Origin of the sequence: Mycobacterium sp. E740, from assembly GCF_001672895.1 — a bacterium.
Lineage (GTDB): Bacteria > Actinomycetota > Actinomycetes > Mycobacteriales > Mycobacteriaceae > Mycobacterium.
In genome coordinates this window covers 1-16,058 of the sequence record NZ_LZKP01000187.1, presented here as the reverse complement: position 1 = coordinate 16,058, position 16,058 = coordinate 1, and the positions used below count along the sequence as shown (strand labels likewise).

15 protein-coding genes are annotated in these 16,058 nt (G+C 67.6%); 12 read left to right on the top strand and 3 right to left on the bottom strand.

Annotated features, from left to right (window positions below; translation table 11 throughout):
* A partial coding sequence (locus A5663_RS18560) for an LLM class F420-dependent oxidoreductase (protein ID WP_082974230.1) occupies positions 1–917 on the top strand: 917 nt, incomplete at its 5' end.
* 55 nt (positions 918–972) lie between these two features.
* Entirely contained in the window at positions 973–2,484 is a 1,512-nt protein-coding gene (locus A5663_RS18555) for an adenylate/guanylate cyclase domain-containing protein (RefSeq protein WP_068152405.1), read from the top strand.
* Positions 2,485–2,571: 87 nt separating this feature from the next.
* Here the strand turns inward: A5663_RS18555 and A5663_RS18550 are convergent, their stop codons facing one another.
* Positions 2,572–3,357 carry an SDR family NAD(P)-dependent oxidoreductase gene (locus tag A5663_RS18550; RefSeq protein WP_068152404.1) on the bottom strand — a complete coding sequence of 262 codons (786 nt, stop codon included), beginning with the start codon at positions 3,355–3,357 and terminating at the stop codon, positions 2,572–2,574.
* Positions 3,358–3,505: 148 nt separating this feature from the next.
* Between A5663_RS18550 and A5663_RS18545 the strand changes: the two genes are divergently transcribed.
* The 3 genes from A5663_RS18545 to A5663_RS18535 all read left to right on the top strand — a co-directional run bounded on the left by A5663_RS18545 (position 3,506) and on the right by A5663_RS18535 (position 7,436).
* Positions 3,506–4,996: a sugar porter family MFS transporter gene (locus A5663_RS18545; protein WP_082974229.1), complete on the top strand. Its 1,491-nt coding sequence runs from the start codon at positions 3,506–3,508 to the stop codon at positions 4,994–4,996.
* On the top strand, positions 4,993–6,135 hold the full coding sequence (nagA, locus tag A5663_RS18540; protein ID WP_068152402.1) for an N-acetylglucosamine-6-phosphate deacetylase: 1,143 nt from the start codon (positions 4,993–4,995) through the stop codon (positions 6,133–6,135). The genes A5663_RS18545 and nagA overlap by 4 nt, the downstream gene beginning before the upstream one ends.
* Positions 6,136–6,383: 248 nt before the next feature.
* Positions 6,384–7,436 (top strand): 3-deoxy-7-phosphoheptulonate synthase, encoded by a 1,053-nt coding sequence (locus tag A5663_RS18535; RefSeq protein ID WP_068152399.1) that lies wholly within the window; start codon positions 6,384–6,386, stop codon positions 7,434–7,436.
* A gap of 5 nt (positions 7,437–7,441) precedes the next feature.
* Here A5663_RS18535 and A5663_RS18530 read toward each other — a convergent pair whose 3' ends face one another.
* Positions 7,442–7,732: a WhiB family transcriptional regulator gene (locus A5663_RS18530; protein ID WP_068152397.1), complete on the bottom strand. Its 291-nt coding sequence runs from the start codon at positions 7,730–7,732 to the stop codon at positions 7,442–7,444.
* 368 nt (positions 7,733–8,100) lie between these two features.
* Between A5663_RS18530 and A5663_RS18525 the strand changes: the two genes are divergently transcribed.
* From A5663_RS18525 to A5663_RS18515, 3 genes are all read left to right on the top strand, one after another.
* Entirely contained in the window at positions 8,101–8,880 is a 780-nt protein-coding gene (locus A5663_RS18525) for a hypothetical protein (protein WP_068152395.1), read from the top strand.
* 89 nt (positions 8,881–8,969) lie between these two features.
* Complete coding sequence (locus A5663_RS18520; RefSeq protein WP_068152394.1) at positions 8,970–9,548, top strand: sigma-70 family RNA polymerase sigma factor; 579 nt, start codon at positions 8,970–8,972, stop codon at positions 9,546–9,548.
* Positions 9,541–10,665: an anti-sigma-D factor RsdA gene (locus tag A5663_RS18515; protein WP_068152390.1), complete on the top strand. Its 1,125-nt coding sequence runs from the start codon at positions 9,541–9,543 to the stop codon at positions 10,663–10,665. Before A5663_RS18520 ends, A5663_RS18515 begins: the two co-directional genes overlap by 8 nt.
* Before the next feature lie 2 nt (positions 10,666–10,667).
* Here the strand turns inward: A5663_RS18515 and A5663_RS18510 are convergent, their stop codons facing one another.
* Entirely contained in the window at positions 10,668–11,072 is a 405-nt protein-coding gene (locus tag A5663_RS18510) for a DUF5319 domain-containing protein (protein ID WP_059101442.1), read from the bottom strand.
* Between the two features lie 205 nt (positions 11,073–11,277).
* Here A5663_RS18510 and guaB point away from each other — a divergent pair, with 205 nt between their 5' ends.
* Genes guaB through A5663_RS18490 form a run of 4 tightly spaced genes read left to right on the top strand, consistent with a single transcriptional unit; the run spans position 11,278 to position 15,975 of the window.
* Positions 11,278–12,810 (top strand): IMP dehydrogenase, encoded by a 1,533-nt coding sequence (gene guaB / locus A5663_RS18505; RefSeq protein ID WP_068152388.1) that lies wholly within the window; start codon positions 11,278–11,280, stop codon positions 12,808–12,810.
* Between the two features lie 20 nt (positions 12,811–12,830).
* Entirely contained in the window at positions 12,831–13,958 is a 1,128-nt protein-coding gene (locus A5663_RS18500; RefSeq protein ID WP_197503455.1) for a GuaB3 family IMP dehydrogenase-related protein, read from the top strand.
* Positions 13,959–13,983: 25 nt separating this feature from the next.
* A complete protein-coding gene (locus A5663_RS18495) occupies positions 13,984–14,190 on the top strand; it encodes a zinc-ribbon domain-containing protein (protein WP_068152382.1) in 207 nt (68 codons plus the stop codon).
* 48 nt (positions 14,191–14,238) lie between these two features.
* The gene (locus A5663_RS18490) at positions 14,239–15,975 is read left to right on the top strand and encodes a GMC family oxidoreductase (protein ID WP_068152379.1); all 1,737 of its coding nucleotides are present in this window, start codon (positions 14,239–14,241) and stop codon (positions 15,973–15,975) included.
* Positions 15,976–16,058: the final 83 nt, after the last annotated feature.

Below are 16,058 nucleotides of genomic sequence, written 5' to 3'. Positions count from 1 at the left end.
TTCGACTCGGATTGCAGATTCCCAACTTCTCCTACGGCACGCCGGTGGCCGAGTTGTTCCCGGCCGTGATAGCCCAGGCCCAAGAAGCCGAGGCAGCCGGTTACGACACCGTGCTGGTGATGGACCACTTCTATCAACTGCCGATGCTGGGTGAGCCCGATGAACCGATGCTGGAGGCCTACACCGCACTGGGCGCTCTGGCCACGGCCACTCAGCGCGTGCAGCTGTCGACGCTGGTCACTGGCAACACGTATCGCAACCCAACCCTGCTCGCAAAGGCTGTGACGACGTTGGACGTCGTCAGCGTGGGACGTGCCGTCCTCGGTATCGGGACGGGATGGTTTGAGCTGGAGCACCAGCAGCTGGGTTTCGACTTCGGCACTTTCAGCGAGCGTTTCGAAAAACTCGAGGAGGCATTTCAAATCGTCGTGCCGATGCTGCACGGCGAGCGACCCAGCTTCTCCGGCAAGTGGTATCGCGCCGAGAACGCGATCAACGAGCCCCGATATCGGGACCACATTCCGATCATGCTCGGCGGCAGTGGCGAGAAGAAGACGTTCCGGTTGGCCGCTCGTTACGCCGACCATCTCAACATCCTCGCCGATATTTCCGACCTGCGCGGCAAGGTGGATGTGCTTCGCCAACGCTGTGCCGAAATCGACCGTGATCCAGTGACTTTGGAGACCAGTACCCTGCTGACCGTCGTGGTCGACGGCTACGGTGCGTCGCGGGACATGCCCGAGGCACATGGCGGTCGCTCGGTCACCGGGACGCCCGACCACGTGGCCGAGGAAATCGAACGCCGGGTGCTCGGCGCGGGGGTAGACGGGGTGATCATCAATCTGCCCGCGCACGGATACACGCCGGGCGTCATCACCGCGGTCGGTGAGGCGCTCAAACCATTGTTCAGCAGGTAGAAGCCTGCGCGCGAAACACTCCCGGTTCGGCGGCCGGGGGTGTTTTGTTCTCCATATGGACCGAATCTGGCAGAGGACGTGGGATCGGTACGGGCCGAGGTATTCGTGGGCGATATGGGCAGTCACGTTGGCCTCGATGCTGGTGGTCTACATCCTCTGGTCGCAGCTTCTCGTCGCCTTCGAGAACTCGGATCGCTACCTTGCCGCGGCGGTCGTCACCGTAGTCGCCGTCCTGCTGAATGCGTCGGTATCGATTCTTCCCGCCAGCCGTAGGCTTCGCCGGGCGCATCAGTGGGCTGCCGGCCGCGATGTCGACCGCATGGAGGCGCTGGCAGACACGTACGCCTGGTCCCGGGCCGCGAGCGTCCGCGCCATTGGGTTCCTGCCTGTCTGGACCGCACTCTTCACGGCGTCCATCGGCGCATTGGCGGGAGCGACGGGCTGGCGGCTGGGTCAGTACGGAATCCTGGGCGCCGCGTTGGGCTTCGCGATGGCGCTGCTCGGCATGCACACCTCGGTGCAAGGAGCGATGCGTCCGGTCCGGTCCGCACTCGCCGCCGACACCGGAATCGGTGAAGAGCTGCCCCGATCAAACCCGACGTTCGCAGCGTGGCTCAACGCCGCGATGCTGGGAGCTCTGTTCGGTTTCACCGTCATCGGCGCGATACTGGGCATCGTGTGGGACAGCGCCGGCAAGTTCCCGGTGCTCCTTGTCTTGATCGGTTGCGTGGCGATCGTTGTCGCTTGGCCGATTACCGTCAGCGGGATCGTTTCACCGTCCCTGCGACCTATTCGCGACCTCGCCCGCGGCACTGAACGGGTCGCCGCGGGCGATTACACGCAGCGCCTACCGGTGGTCCAGGACGATGACTTGGGCGCGCTGGCGGCATCGTTCAACCGCATGCAGACGGGATTGGCTGAGCGGCAACGTCTTCAAGCGGCTTTTGGTACGTATGTGGATCCAGTCCTCGCCGCACGGCTGCTCGAGCAGGGTGATGATGTGTTCACCGGTGAGCGCCGCGAGGTGACGGTGATGTTCGTGGACATCCGTGATTTCACGCCGTTCGCGGAGGCGAACCCCGCCGAGGACGTCGTCGCCCGCCTGAATGCGTTGTTCCAGATCGTGGTGCCTGCGGTGGTCGATGCGGGTGGGCACGTCAACAAGTTCCTCGGCGACGGTGCACTGGCCGTCTTCGGTGCGCCGAACGACCTTGCTACCCATGCTGATGCCGCTTTGACGACGGCGGTGCTGATTCATCAACTTGTCGTCCAGCGATTCGACGGACAGCTTCGGATCGGTATCGGCATCAACACCGGCAGCGTGATCGCGGGAACCATCGGTGGCGGAAGCAAGCTCGAATTCACGTTGATCGGTGACACCGTCAACGTGGCCGCACGCGTCGAGCAACTCACGAAGGCAACCGGCGATGCGATTCTTCTCACTCAGCAGACCGCCGACGCCCTGGTGTCTCGACCGCTCGGTCTCCTCGACCGGGGATGGCAAGCCGTCAAGGGCAAGTCAGATGCAGTCAGAGTCTTCTGTCTCGATTCGGCGATGACTGGATGAAGGCTTACATCGACGCCGCCGAGCCGATTGACGACAGACGCCGTCACGAGTGGGGACGGCGGTTGCTCGTCCTAGGGTCAACCGAATTCAGACGGTGCTGACGTATCCGCCGTCGATGCGGTAGTCGGATCCGGTGATATTTCCGGCGCGGTCGCTGGCCAGGAAGACAACCAGGTCCGCGACTTCTTCCGGAGTGGTGAACCGACCGGTCGCGGCTGAGGTTGCGAGGTCCGACCTGACCTCGTCAGCAGTCTGACCGCGAGCGGCCGCCAGCCCTGCGGCCACTCCGCCCGCCGCCGTCCACTTCTCGGTCGACACCGGACCCGGACTGACCGAATTGACACGAATGTTGTTCAGCGCCAGATCCTTTGACAACGCCTTCGCAAAGTTGGCGACAGCGGCCTTGGCGGCGCAGTAGTCGTAGGTGTTGGGCCCGGGAGAGTAGGCGCTGATCGAGCTGACGATGACGATCGAACCGCCTCCGCGCCGCTCGATCTGCGGCAGCGCGGCGCGGGTCGGCCGCACGACGCCCATCATGTTCAAATCCCAGGACGCCCGCCACTGGTCGTCCGAAATGCTGCCGAGCCCACCGGGTCGGGCCGTGGAACCGCCGACGTTGTTGATCAAGACGTCGATCCCGCCGTGGTCGGACGCCGTCGCGATCAATTCTTCGGCCGCACCAGCCTGGGTCAAGTCAACGGACACGAACGACACCTGCCCCCTCTCTTCAAGCAGGGGCAGATTCTTACCGGGGGTCCGCGACCCGGCCACCACATGCGCGCCCGCGTCCACGAGGGCCTTCGTCACCGCAAAACCGATGCCCTTGCTGGCCCCGGTCACGACGGCAACCTTGCCGGACAGGTGCAGATCCATGTGCACTCCTTCATCCGACCTGCGCGCATGACGCTACGTGATGTTTCGGGGGGCGACGGCGAAACCGTGAGCGCACCCGAAACGCCTCCGGTCACCGCCGCCGGGGTGCTTTCATTCGGCGTGGATCGCTTCGGACCAGCGGGGAGTCATGTCGGCCGACGTGCCTAACGCTCCGGCGCCCCCGCAGTTGGTATATACCAATCAAATCGGCGAGAGGATCAACGTGGGCAACACCGGTAACCGTCGGTCCCCGCGCCTGGGACAACTGGTGGCCATCGCGGCGGCCAGCGTCGGCATCATCTACGGCTACGACCTCTCCAACATCGCCGGTGCGCTGCTCTTCATCACCGACGAGTTCGGGCTGACCACCCGTCAGCAGGAGTTGGTGACGACAGCGATAGTCATCGGCCAGATCGCCGGTGCGATCGGCGGGGGAATGCTCGCCAACGCCATCGGACGCAAGAAGTCGATGGTGCTCGTCGCCGTCACATACGCTGCCTTCGCAGTTCTCAGCGCGCTGTCGGTGTCGGTGCCCATGCTGCTGGTGTCGCGGCTCCTGCTGGGGCTCACCATCGGTGTCTCGGTCGTTGTCGTGCCGGTGTTCGTCGCCGAATCGGCGCCGGCGAAAATCCGTGGCTCCCTGTTGGTCGCCTATCAGGTGGCCACGGTCGTCGGCATCATCATCGGATACCTGGTCGCATACTTCCTGGCCGGCTCGGGCAGCTGGCGGTGGATGCTCGGCCTGGCGGCGATACCCGCAGTGCTGGTCAGCCTGGTACTGCTGCGGATGCCGGACACGGCGCGGTGGTACATGCTCAAGGGCCGCGTCGAAGAGGCCCGTCAAACGCTGCGCCGGGTCGAGCCCAGCGCCGACGTCGAGGCCGAACTCGCCGAGATCAGCCGCGCGCTCGAGGAGGAAACCGGCGGCGCCCTGCGCGAGATGCTGCGGCGGCCCTATCTGCGCGCCACGCTTTTCGTGGTGGTGCTCGGCTTCTTCATCCAAATCACCGGCATCAACGCGATCGTCTACTACAGCCCGCGACTGTTCGAGGCCATGGGCTTCGAGGGTGACTTCGCGCTGCTGGTACTTCCAGCGCTGATCCAGGTCGCCGCGCTGGCGGCGGTGTTCGTCTCATTGATGCTCGTCGACCGAGTGGGCCGGCGGCCGATCCTGCTGGGCGGCATCGCGATGATGATCGCGGCCAATGCCATCCTGATCGGCGTCTTCGTCGCCGGCACCGAGTTCGGCGGCGCGCTCACGACCATCGGGTTCCTCGGCGTGCTGCTGTTCACGATCGGGTTCACCTTCGGCTTCGGCGCGTTGGTATGGGTCTACGCCGGTGAGAGCTTCCCAACCCGGCTGCGGTCGATGGGCTCGAGCGCGATGCTGACCTCCGATCTGGTCGCCAACGCCATCGTCGCCGCCTTCTTCCTGACCATGCTCAATTCGCTCGGCGGCGCCGGAACGTTCGCCGTGTTCGGCGCCTTCGCGCTGGCCGCCCTCGCCTTCGTCTATCGCTTCGCGCCCGAGACCAAAGGCCGTCAGCTCGAGGAGATCCGGCACTTCTGGGAGAACGGCGGGCGCTGGCCCGTTGAGGTCGAAGGCACGGCCGAGGACCCCAGCACCGCGAAGCCGTGACGCTCATCGCCGCCGGGACCGTCGTCCTGGGCGACCAGGTCTGCAAGCCGGGTTGGTTCGAGACCTCCGGGGGTCGGATCACCGGCTGCGGCCCGGGCCCGGCGCCCCGACCGCCCGACCACGACTTCGCCGATTGCGTTGTGGTGCCTGGGTTTGTCGACATGCATGTGCACGGCGGCGGCGGCGCGTCGTACACCGACGGCATCAGCGCGGAGATCGAACAGGCAGCCGAATTCCACCGGCGCCACGGCACCACCACGACGGTCGCCAGCCTGGTCACCGCGTCACCTGACGATCTTCTGCATCAAGTCCGGGTGCTCGCCGAGATGACTCGGCAGAAGACCGTCGCCGGCGTGCACCTGGAAGGCCCATGGCTGAGTGAGGTGCGCTGCGGCGCGCACGATTCAACGCTGGTGCGCGACCCCGATCCCGCCGAGATCGACGCGCTGCTCACCGCCGCGGACGGCACGATCCGGATGGTCACGCTGGCGGCCGAACGACCGGGCAGCGCCGACGCCATCACGCGCTTTGCCGACGCTGATGTCGTCGTCGCCATCGGCCATACCGACGCCAGCTACGACGAGGCCAAGCAGGCGATCGAACTGGGGGCGACCGTCGGCACCCACGTGTTCAACGCGATGCGGCCCCTTCATCACCGAGACCCCGGTCCGGCGCTCGCGTTGCTGGAAGATCCGCGGACGACGGTGGAGCTCATCGCCGACGGCGTGCACCTGCACCCTGCGCTCGTGCGGCAGGTCATCGAGACGGTCGGGGCCGATCGCGTCGCGCTGATCACCGACGCGATGGCGGCAGCCGGACTACCGGACGGCTCATTTCGGATCGGCGCGCTCGAGGTGGAGGTCGTCGACCGCATCGCGCGCCTGCGGGGAAGGTCGACCATCGCCGGCAGCACGGCGACCATGGATCAGCTGTTCCGCACCGTGGTCGGCCAACTCGGCGGCATCGATGAGGCGCTGGCCAAGGCGGTGAAGATGACGGCGACCACCCCGGCCCGAGCGTTGCAGCTCGACCGTGTCGGCAGCCTGGCCGTCGGCAATGACGCCAATTGTGTTGTGCTGGACCAGGATCTACATGTCCGACGGGTGATGCTCGACGGTGACTGGCTGCCGGAGCGATAGCACGGAGACCACCTCGCGGCGCCGAGATTTGGCGCGACTCGCGGCGCGATATACCCTGGGCCGCGTGAACATCGGCGTGTGTGCCGGCTATTGGCGCTTTATCGAGGCTCCGGGCGGAGCCGATAAAGCGCAGCTCTAAGCGCGCATCCACCCGGAGCCCAGGCAGTGACCACCAGGTCGCTGCCTTTCGTCATTAAAGGGCACCGGGGTCCTCACCAGGTGTCCACACCGGAAAGGCATCCCGAGACATGAACCTGGCGCAGACCGCCACCCCGCCCGCGACGTCGGATCGGCGCGTTCGCGGTTTCAGCGAGATCCCCAGCCCGCACGACGTGCTCACCGAGTTCCCGCTGGGCGCCCGGCGCGCAGAGCGGGTGGCTCGCGACCGCGACGAGGTCGCCGACATCCTCGCCGGACGCGATGACCGGCTGCTCGTCGTGGTGGGCCCGTGCTCGGTGCACGACCCCGCGGCGGCGCTCGACTACGCCAGCCGGCTCGTCAAGGTGGCCGAGGAACTCGGCGACCGACTCAAGATCGTCATGCGGGTGTACTTCGAGAAGCCGCGGACGACGATCGGCTGGAAGGGCCTGATCAACGATCCCGGTATGGACGGCACCTTCGACGTGGCCCGCGGGTTGCGCATCGCGCGCCACCTGTTGCTGGACATCATCGATATCGGTCTGCCCGTGGGCTGCGAATTCCTCGAGCCGACCAGCCCGCAGTACATCGCCGACGCGGTCGCGTGGGGTGCGATCGGCGCCCGTACGACCGAGTCCCAGGTGCACCGCCAGCTCGCGTCGGGGCTGTCGATGCCCGTCGGGTTCAAGAACGGCACCGACGGCAACATCCAGGTCGCCGTCGACGGCGTGAAAGCCGCTGCGGCCCAACATGTTTTCTTCGGCATGGACGACATGGGCCGCGGTGCCCTGGTCAACACGGTCGGCAACGAGGACTGCCATGTGATCCTGCGCGGCGGCACCGGCGGACCCAACTGCGATGCGGCGTCCGTGGAGGCGACTGCGTCGCTCCTTGCCGCTGCCGGGCTGCCCGGCCGTGTCGTGATCGACTGCAGTCACGCCAATTCCGGCAAGGACCACATCCGCCAGGCCGCCGTCGCCGCCGAGGTGGCACAGCTGGTGCGAGCCGGCTCGCCGATCAGCGGCGTGATGCTGGAGAGCTTCCTGCTGGGCGGCGCACAGTCTTCGGAGGCCAGGCCGCTGACCTACGGGCAGTCGGTCACCGACAAGTGCATGGACTGGCCGACCACCGACTCGGTTCTGCGCGAGCTGGCCGTCCGCTAGCAGGCTCAGGACGCGCGGCGGATGCCACGCTTGAGCAACAGCTCGCGCTCGGACTCGGTCAGCCCGCCCCAGATGCCGTAGGGCTCGCCGACGGCGAGGGCGTGGGCACGGCACTGGGCGATCACCGGGCAACTGCGGCACATTTCCTTGGCGCGCATCTCACGTTGGGCGCGAGCCCGGCCGCGCTCGCCGTCGGGGTGGAAGAACACCGACGAATCGACGCCTCGGCAAACACCGGCCATCTGCCAGTCCCAGATGTCGGCGTTGGGGCCGGGAAGCTGTTGCGGCTGTGGCATTGGAACGCCCCTCTCTGCACACCCATTTCGAAAATGGACGGATGCGTGAGTTAGAAATCCGATCCGAGCTCATGTCGCCGGTGACCACTCGTGCACACAAAGTAGGGGTGCGCACGAAATTCCGTCAATAGCTCCGACCTGTGCTGATCGGCATAACCGCAGGCCCAGAATTTACATCACGTTCATCATTGCGACGCCCACCTGACGCGAAAGGTGCTAAACGCGCTTGTCGCGTCGACTCAGAGCGGCATTTCTCGAGTTCGTGTTAATTGTCCGTACATCTGCAATTCGCTTCCGCTTACATGGAAGTAACGTCGCGACCATCAACTGTTAACCAAACCCGCGCGGATTGGTACCGTCGCGACTCGATGCCCGTGGACAGTGTTCTGGCGAACGCCGCGTTCGGCGACGACCCGGCGCGCTGGCCACTGCCGCCGGCGGCCAACCCGCGTGAGTTGTGGCTGCGCGCCGTGGCCGCGGGCGGTCAGGGCCGATACGCCAGTGCGCGTGCCGATCTGGCACCGCTGTACCGGGCCGCGGGTCCGCAGGACTCGCTCGCGCACAGCACCCAGGCGTCGTTTCTGCGACAGCTGGGCTGGCACGCCCGCGCCCGGCGATGGGACGGGCGGGCGTTGGCGCTCGCCGGGCCGGACGCGGAAGCAATGGCGGATGCGTTCATCGGTCTCGCCGCCGATGCGCTGGGCGTCGGCCGCTTCGACGCTTCGGCACGCGCGTTGGACCGCGCCGCCGGGCCGGTCTCCTCGGCCCCGCCGCGGTCGCGGGTGCGACTGGGCTGGGTGGCCGCCGAGCTCGCCATGGCGCGCGGCCAGGGCGCGACCGCGGTCAGCCACGCCGAGCGCGCCGTCGACGATGCCGCCGGTCTCGGATCGACCCGGCACGTGGTGAAGTCGTCCGTCGTACTCGCCGCAGCGCGGTGCAGCGCCGGTGACCTGAACGCTGCCCGTACTGTGGCGGACGCGGCGCTCGACGACACGAACCGCCTCGGAATGGTTCCGCTGCAATGGGCGTTGGCTTGCTTGCTGGCCGACATCGGAAGCGCCGAACACTCGGCGCGCGACATGGTGGCGCTGCGTGACCGCTGTGCCGACACGGTGCGTCGGCGCGGCGGCGAGTGGTCGGTGCGGTGACCGGGTCAAGGCGCACGTGAAAGTTATTGTTTAGCTGACCGTCCTGCTCGGGACGGGTTCCGTTCGTAACGTTGGAGAGATCGCCCACGATGACAATTTCGGGAGAACGTCTCGATGCTGTCGTCGCGCAGGCCGTGGCAGGAAACCGGGACGCGCTCAGGGAGGTGCTGGAGACCATCCGTCCGATCGTTGTTCGGTACTGCCGGGCAAGGGTCGGGACGGCAGAACGTAGTGGTCTCTCGGCAGACGACGTTGCGCAGGAGGTTTGCTTGGCCGCCATCACGGCGCTGCCGCGTTACAAGGATCAGGGGCGACCGTTTCTGGCCTTCGTTTACGGCATTGCCGCCCACAAGGTTGCCGATGCCCACCGCGCGGCGGCCAGGAACCGATCCGACCCGACCGACGTCGTGCCGGAGCGCTTCTCGCTGGATGCCGGACCCGAGCAGATGGCACTGGACTCCGAGGCGTCGGCGCGGATGAACAAGCTCCTCGCGGTGCTGCCCGAAAAGCAGCGCGAGATCCTCATTCTGCGCGTCGTCGTCGGCATGAGCGCCGAAGAGACCGCAGAAGCCGTCGGCAGCACGGCGGGCGCCGTCCGCGTCGCGCAGCATCGCGCGCTGGCGCGGCTCAAGTCCGAGATCGTGGCATCGGGGCGCGACTATGCCTGACTTCGGACGCTGGACTTCGCAGGGCGGCGACCCGTCGCTCAACGAGATCAACCGCACCGACCGGTTCCTCGACGCGCTGGCCTATCAGCAGCCGGTGTACTCGACGGACCCCGGGGAGGCCGAGCTGGCGCAGCTGATGGCCGGTTGGCGCGACGACGTCCGCGAGGCGCCGCTCACCGCGACGGTGACTCCGCGCGACGCGGTGCTGGCACTGGACCGCGCTGCCGCCTCGCGACGACGCACCCGGACCTCGCTGGCCGTCGTCGGGTCGGCCGCGGCCGCGGTGTTGTGCCTCGGCGGCTTCGGTGCCGTGGTGGCAAGCTCCGGTCCGGGCGACTCTCTCTACGGCCTGCGCACGATGCTGTTCGGCGAGCAGCACGACACTCGCCAGGACGCCGTCATCCTCGCCGCGCAGACGCAGATGGCCGAGGTGCAGCAGCTGATCGACCAGGGTCAGTGGCAGGCCGCCCAGGACAAGCTGCAGACATTGACGACGACCGTGGCGACGGTGGACAACGCCGAGCGCAAGGAACAGCTGGTCAATCAGTGGCAGCAGTTGACGGTGAAGGTCGAGGCGCAGAACCCCGCGGCCACCGTGCCCCCGGGTGCCCCGCTGCCGACCTTCCCGGACGTTCCGGTCGTCGTGCTCTCCACCCCGGCCGACGCCACGACGTCGTCCTCGGACGCCCCGACCACGGCCACGTCTGCGTCGCCGACCACGACGACGTCGTCGCCGAGCCCGTCGAAGACCACCACGTCGTCGAGCCCGTCGCCGTCGCCGTCCACCTCGGCGCAAGCGCCGACGCCGTCGTCGAGCACGCCTACGTCGGCGCCCGGCACAGCTTCGTCGGCGGTGACCACGCCACAGCCGACACCGACCGTCACCACGCCGCTTCCGACGCCGAGCAGCCGTGTTCCGCTGCCGACGCCGTCGACGCAACCGTCGGTGGTCGAACAGCAGGAACAGGAGCAGCCGTCGGCCGCCGCGACTTCAGAGCAGCCGGCTACACAGCAGCCGGCTTCACAACAGCCGACGTCGCAGCCGCCGGCGCCCACGCCTGAGACGGCCGTCACCACCACCGTGGTCGTGCCGGAGGTGGCCGGGGAGCCCAGCTGACGTCAGCGGTAGCCGTCGGTGTCCGACGTCGCCTCGTTGAGTGACGCGTCGGCGTAGCCGCGGCAGTAATCCCACGTCACGTAGGCATCGGGTTCGGGATCATAGGCCGGCTCATGCGGGCGCACGGTGCCGTCGACCAGCAACTGCAGCAGGTTGGCCCGCAGCATGTCCCAGTCGTGATAGTGGTCCTGCTGGCATTCGTCGCAGCACACCACCAGGCCGCGGATCCCCTTGTGCGCCAAGAGCGCCTCGTACACCGCCAGATCGGCGAGATCGGCCTCGACCGCGGTCCGCTCCTGCGGGTCCAGCGGCTGGCCGGGCTCGAGGGCATCCAGCGCCGCCGAAGGATCGCACGGGTCATCGGCGAACGGGTCGGGTGGCAAACCCGGTGGCAGGTGGTCACGCACGGGTCCACCCTACGCAGCGGTGCTGGGATCGCGCCAGCCGTTACGGTGTGTGCGTCATGGCACGTGAGGCCGGGATGGCGGCCGGCAGCCGATAGGATGGTTTCCTAGCTCGACGACTGCTCGGCTGCGTTTGTCACTGGAGGCCAACTTGTCGATACAGACATCGACACCCACCCCGACATCTCCCGGGTCCCCCGAGAGCAGCATGCCCATCGCAGTGCCGGTCGCGACCGGCGGGGATGACCCGACGAAGATCGCGATGCTCGGCCTCACTTTCGACGACGTGCTGTTGTTGCCCGCCGCTTCGGACGTCATTCCCGCGACGGCCGACACGTCCAGCCAGCTGACCCGCAGGATCCGGCTCAAGGTGCCTCTGGTGAGTTCGGCGATGGACACCGTCACCGAGTCGCGGATGGCGATCGCGATGGCCCGTGCCGGCGGAATGGGTGTGCTGCACCGCAACCTGCCGGTGGCCGAACAGGCCGGCCAGGTGGAGACGGTCAAGCGCTCGGAGGCCGGGATGGTCACCGATCCGGTCACCTGCTCGCCGGACAACACGCTGGCCGAGGTCGACGCGATGTGCGCGCGGTTCCGGATCTCCGGGCTGCCCGTCGTCGACGACACCGGCGAACTGGTCGGCATCATCACCAACCGCGACATGCGCTTCGAGGTGGACCAGTCCAAGCCGGTCTCCGAAGTGATGACCAAGGCCCCGCTGATCACCGCGCGCGAGGGGGTGTCCGCAGAGGCGGCGCTGGGCCTGTTGCGGCGCAACAAGATCGAGAAGCTGCCGATCGTCGACGGGCACGGCAAGCTGACCGGGCTGATCACCGTCAAGGACTTCGTCAAGACCGAACAGTTCCCGTTGTCGACGAAGGACAAGGACGGCAGGCTGCTGGTCGGCGCCGCGGTCGGCGTCGGCGAGGACGCGTGGACACGGGCGATGACGTTGGTGGACGCGGGCGTCGACGTGCTCGTCGTCGATACCGCTCACGCGCACAACCGCGGTGTGCTGGACATGGTGGGCCGCGTCAAGGCGGCCGTCGGCGACCGGGTCGAGGTCATCGGCGGCAACGTCGCGACGCGTGCCGCCGCGGCTGCGCTCGTGCAGGCGGGCGCCGACGCGGTGAAGGTCGGGGTCGGCCCGGGCTCGATCTGCACCACACGCGTAGTGGCCGGCGTGGGCGCCCCGCAGATCACCGCGATCCTGGAAGCCGTTGCCGCATGCGCGCCTTCGGGTGTGCCGGTCATCGCCGACGGCGGCCTGCAGTACTCCGGCGACATCGCCAAGGCGCTGGCCGCGGGCGCGTCGACGGCGATGCTCGGGTCGCTGCTGGCGGGCACCGCCGAGTCGCCCGGCGAACTGATCTTCGTCAACGGCAAGCAGTTCAAGAGCTACCGCGGCATGGGGTCACTCGGTGCGATGCAGGGCCGCGGCGCGGCCGGGGCGGTGCGGGGCTCCTATTCCAAGGACCGCTACTTCCAGGACGACGTGTTGTCCGAAGACAAGCTGGTGCCCGAGGGCATCGAGGGCCGGGTGCCGTTCCGTGGCCCGCTGTCGACCGTCATCCACCAGCTCACCGGCGGGCTGCGCGCGGCGATGGGCTACACCGGGTCGGCGACGATCGAGCAGCTGCAGCAGGCGCAGTTCGTCCAGATCACGGCCGCCGGGCTCAAAGAGAGCCATCCGCACGACATCACCATGACCGTCGAAGCCCCGAACTACTACACCCGCTAGAGGGCCGACACATGCGAGACGTGGTTGAGATCGGCATGGGCAGAACCGCCCGCCGCACATACGAACTCGACGACATCAACATCGTCCCGTCGCGGCGCACGCGCTCGTCGCAGGACGTGTCGACGGCCTGGCAACTGGATGCCTACCGCTTCGAGATCCCGGTGTTGGCGCATCCGACGGATGCGCTGGTGTCGCCGGAGTTCGCCATCGAGATGGGCCGCCTCGGCGGTCTCGGTGTGCTCAACGGCGAGGGGCTGATCGGTCGGCACGCCGACGTCGAGGCCAAGATCGCCCAGGTCGTAGAGGCGGCCGAGAAAGAGCCGGAACCCTCGGCAGCGATCCGGCTGCTGCAGCAGCTGCACGCCGCGCCGCTGGACCCGGACCTGCTGGGTGCCGCGGTTGCGCGGATCCGGGACGCCGGGGTGACGACGGCGGTGCGGGTCAGCCCGCAGAACGCGCGGGCACTGACGCCGACCCTGCTGTCCGCCGGGATCGACCTGCTGGTCATCCAGGGCACGATCATCTCCGCCGAACGCGTCGCGAGCGACGGTGAGCCGCTGAACCTCAAGACGTTCATCTCCGAACTCGACGTACCGGTCGTCGCCGGCGGCGTTCTCGACCACCGCACGGCACTGCACCTGATGCGGACCGGAGCGGCGGGCGTCATCGTCGGCTACGGCTCGACCAGCGGCGTGACCACGAGCGACGAGGTACTCGGCATCAGCGTGCCGATGGCCACCGCGATCGCCGACGCCGCCGCGGCGCGCCGCGAATACCTCGACGAGACCGGCGGCCGCTACGTGCACGTGCTCGCCGACGGCGACATGCACACCTCCGGCGACCTGGCCAAGGCGATCGCGTGCGGAGCCGACGCGGTCGTGCTCGGCACCCCGCTGGCCAGTTCGGCCGAGGCGCTGGGCGACGGTTGGTTCTGGCCCGCTGCGGCCGCGCACCCGTCGCTGCCGCGCGGCGCGTTCCTGCAGGTCGCGGTCGGTGAACGCCCGTCGCTCGAGCAGGTGCTCACCGGGCCGTCCGATGACCCGTTCGGCTCGCTGAACCTGGTCGGCGGGCTGCGCCGGTCGATGGCCAAGGCGGGCTACTGCGACCTCAAAGAGTTCCAGAAGGTCGGTCTGGCCGTCGGCAGCTGAGACGCCGCTGGCTACGCTGAGTGGGATGTTCTTCTTCCTCTTCGGTTACGGCACCAAGCAGCAGCATCTGGGTGCGGGGGAGGTCAGGACCTGTCCGCGCTGCCACAACACCACGCAGTGGTCACGGATTCGGGAGTTCAAGCAGTTCACGCTGTTCTTCATCCCGGTCGCCCGCTGGGGCCGCCGTCAGTTCGAGGTGTGCGGCATCTGCGGCACCGCCGTCGCAATCTGATCGCCGACCGGCACACAAGTTACCCCTCGGTAACGGCATACTGGACTGATGGAACCTGACTTCGACGTCCTGGTGATCGGTTCTGGGTTCGGCGGCAGCGTCACCGCGCTGCGGCTGACTGAGAAGGGCTATCGCGTCGGCGTGCTGGAAGCCGGCAGGCGCTTCGCCGACGAGGACTTCGCCAGGACCTCGTGGAACCTGCGCAAGTTCCTGTGGGCGCCGCGCCTCGGCATGTACGGCATCCAGCGCATCCACCTGCTGCGCAACGTGATGATCCTGGCCGGAGCCGGCGTCGGCGGCGGATCGCTCAACTACGCCAACACGCTGTACGTGCCGCCGGACCCGTTCTTCAACGACCCGCAGTGGAAGGACATCACCGACTGGCGCGCGGAGTTGATGCCCCACTACGACCAGGCGCAGCGCATGCTCGGCGTGGTCACGAACCCGACGTTCACCGACGCCGACCGCGTCGTCAAGAAGGTCGCCGACGAGATGGGTGTCGGGGACACCTTCGTGCCGACGCCAGTCGGCGTCTTCTTCGGTCCCGACGGCACCAAGGCGCCCGGGGAGACCGTGCCCGACCCGTACTTCGGAGGTGCCGGGCCGGCGCGCACCGGATGCATCGAGGTCGGTGAATGCATGACCGGATGCCGGCACAACGCCAAGAACACGTTGGTCAAGAACTACCTGTACCTGGCGGAAAAGTCTGGGGCGCAGATCTTCCCGATGACGACGGTCACCGGATTCGAACAGCGTCCCGACGGGTTGTGGGACATTCACACCGTGCGCACCGGCCGCTGGGTGCGCAAGCAGAAGCGGACTTTCACCGCCGCGCACGTGGTGCTCGCGGCGGGCACCTGGGGCACCCAGCGGCTGCTGTTCAAGATGCGCGACAAGGGCAAGCTGCCGGCGCTGTCCGACAAGCTCGGTGTGCTGACGCGAACCAACTCCGAATCCATCGTGGGCGCGGGGCGGTTCGAGGTGTCCGACGACCTCGACCTGACGCACGGCGTGGCGATCACGTCGTCGATCCACCCGACGCCCGACACCCACATCGAGCCGGTGCGGTACGGCAAGGGCTCGAACGCCATGGGCCTGTTGCAGACGTTGATGACCGACGGCGACGGTCCGGAAGGCACCGACACGCCGCGGTGGAAGCAGCTGTTGGTCAACGCCCGTGAGGACCCGCGCGGCACGGTGCGGCTGCTCAACGTCCGGCGGTGGAGCGAGCGCACGTTGATCGCGCTCGTCATGCAGCACCTGGACAACTCGATCACCACGTTCACCAAGCGGAACAGGTTCGGCATCACGCGTTTTCTGAGCAAGCAGGGCCACGGGGCGCCCAATCCGACGTGGATTCCGGTCGGCAACCAGGTCACCCGCGCCATCGCGAAGAAGATCGACGGGGTCGCGGGCGGCACCTGGGGCGAGCTGTTCAACATTCCGCTCACGGCGCACTTCCTGGGTGGCGCCGCGATCGCCGACGACGCCGAGCACGGGGTCATCGACCCGTATCACCGGGTGTACGGATATCCGACGCTCTCGGTGCACGACGGTGCGGCGATCTCGGCGAATCTCGGTGTCAATCCGTCGCTTTCGATCACCGCCCAAGCCGAGCGCGCGACGTCGCTGTGGCCGAACAAGGGCGAGCAGGACCTGCGGCCGCAGCAGGGGCAGCCGTATCGGCGGCTGGCGCCTGTCGACCCCGCGCACCCCGTCGTTCCCGCCGATGCGCCGGCGGCGCTTCGACGGCTGCCGATCGAGCCGGTGAGCTCGGCTGGGTGAAACGAGTCGCGATGCGGGCCGCGTATCACGAGCAGTTGGCCGGGCTGAGCACGCAGCTCGGGCAGATGTGCGGGCTCGCGGTC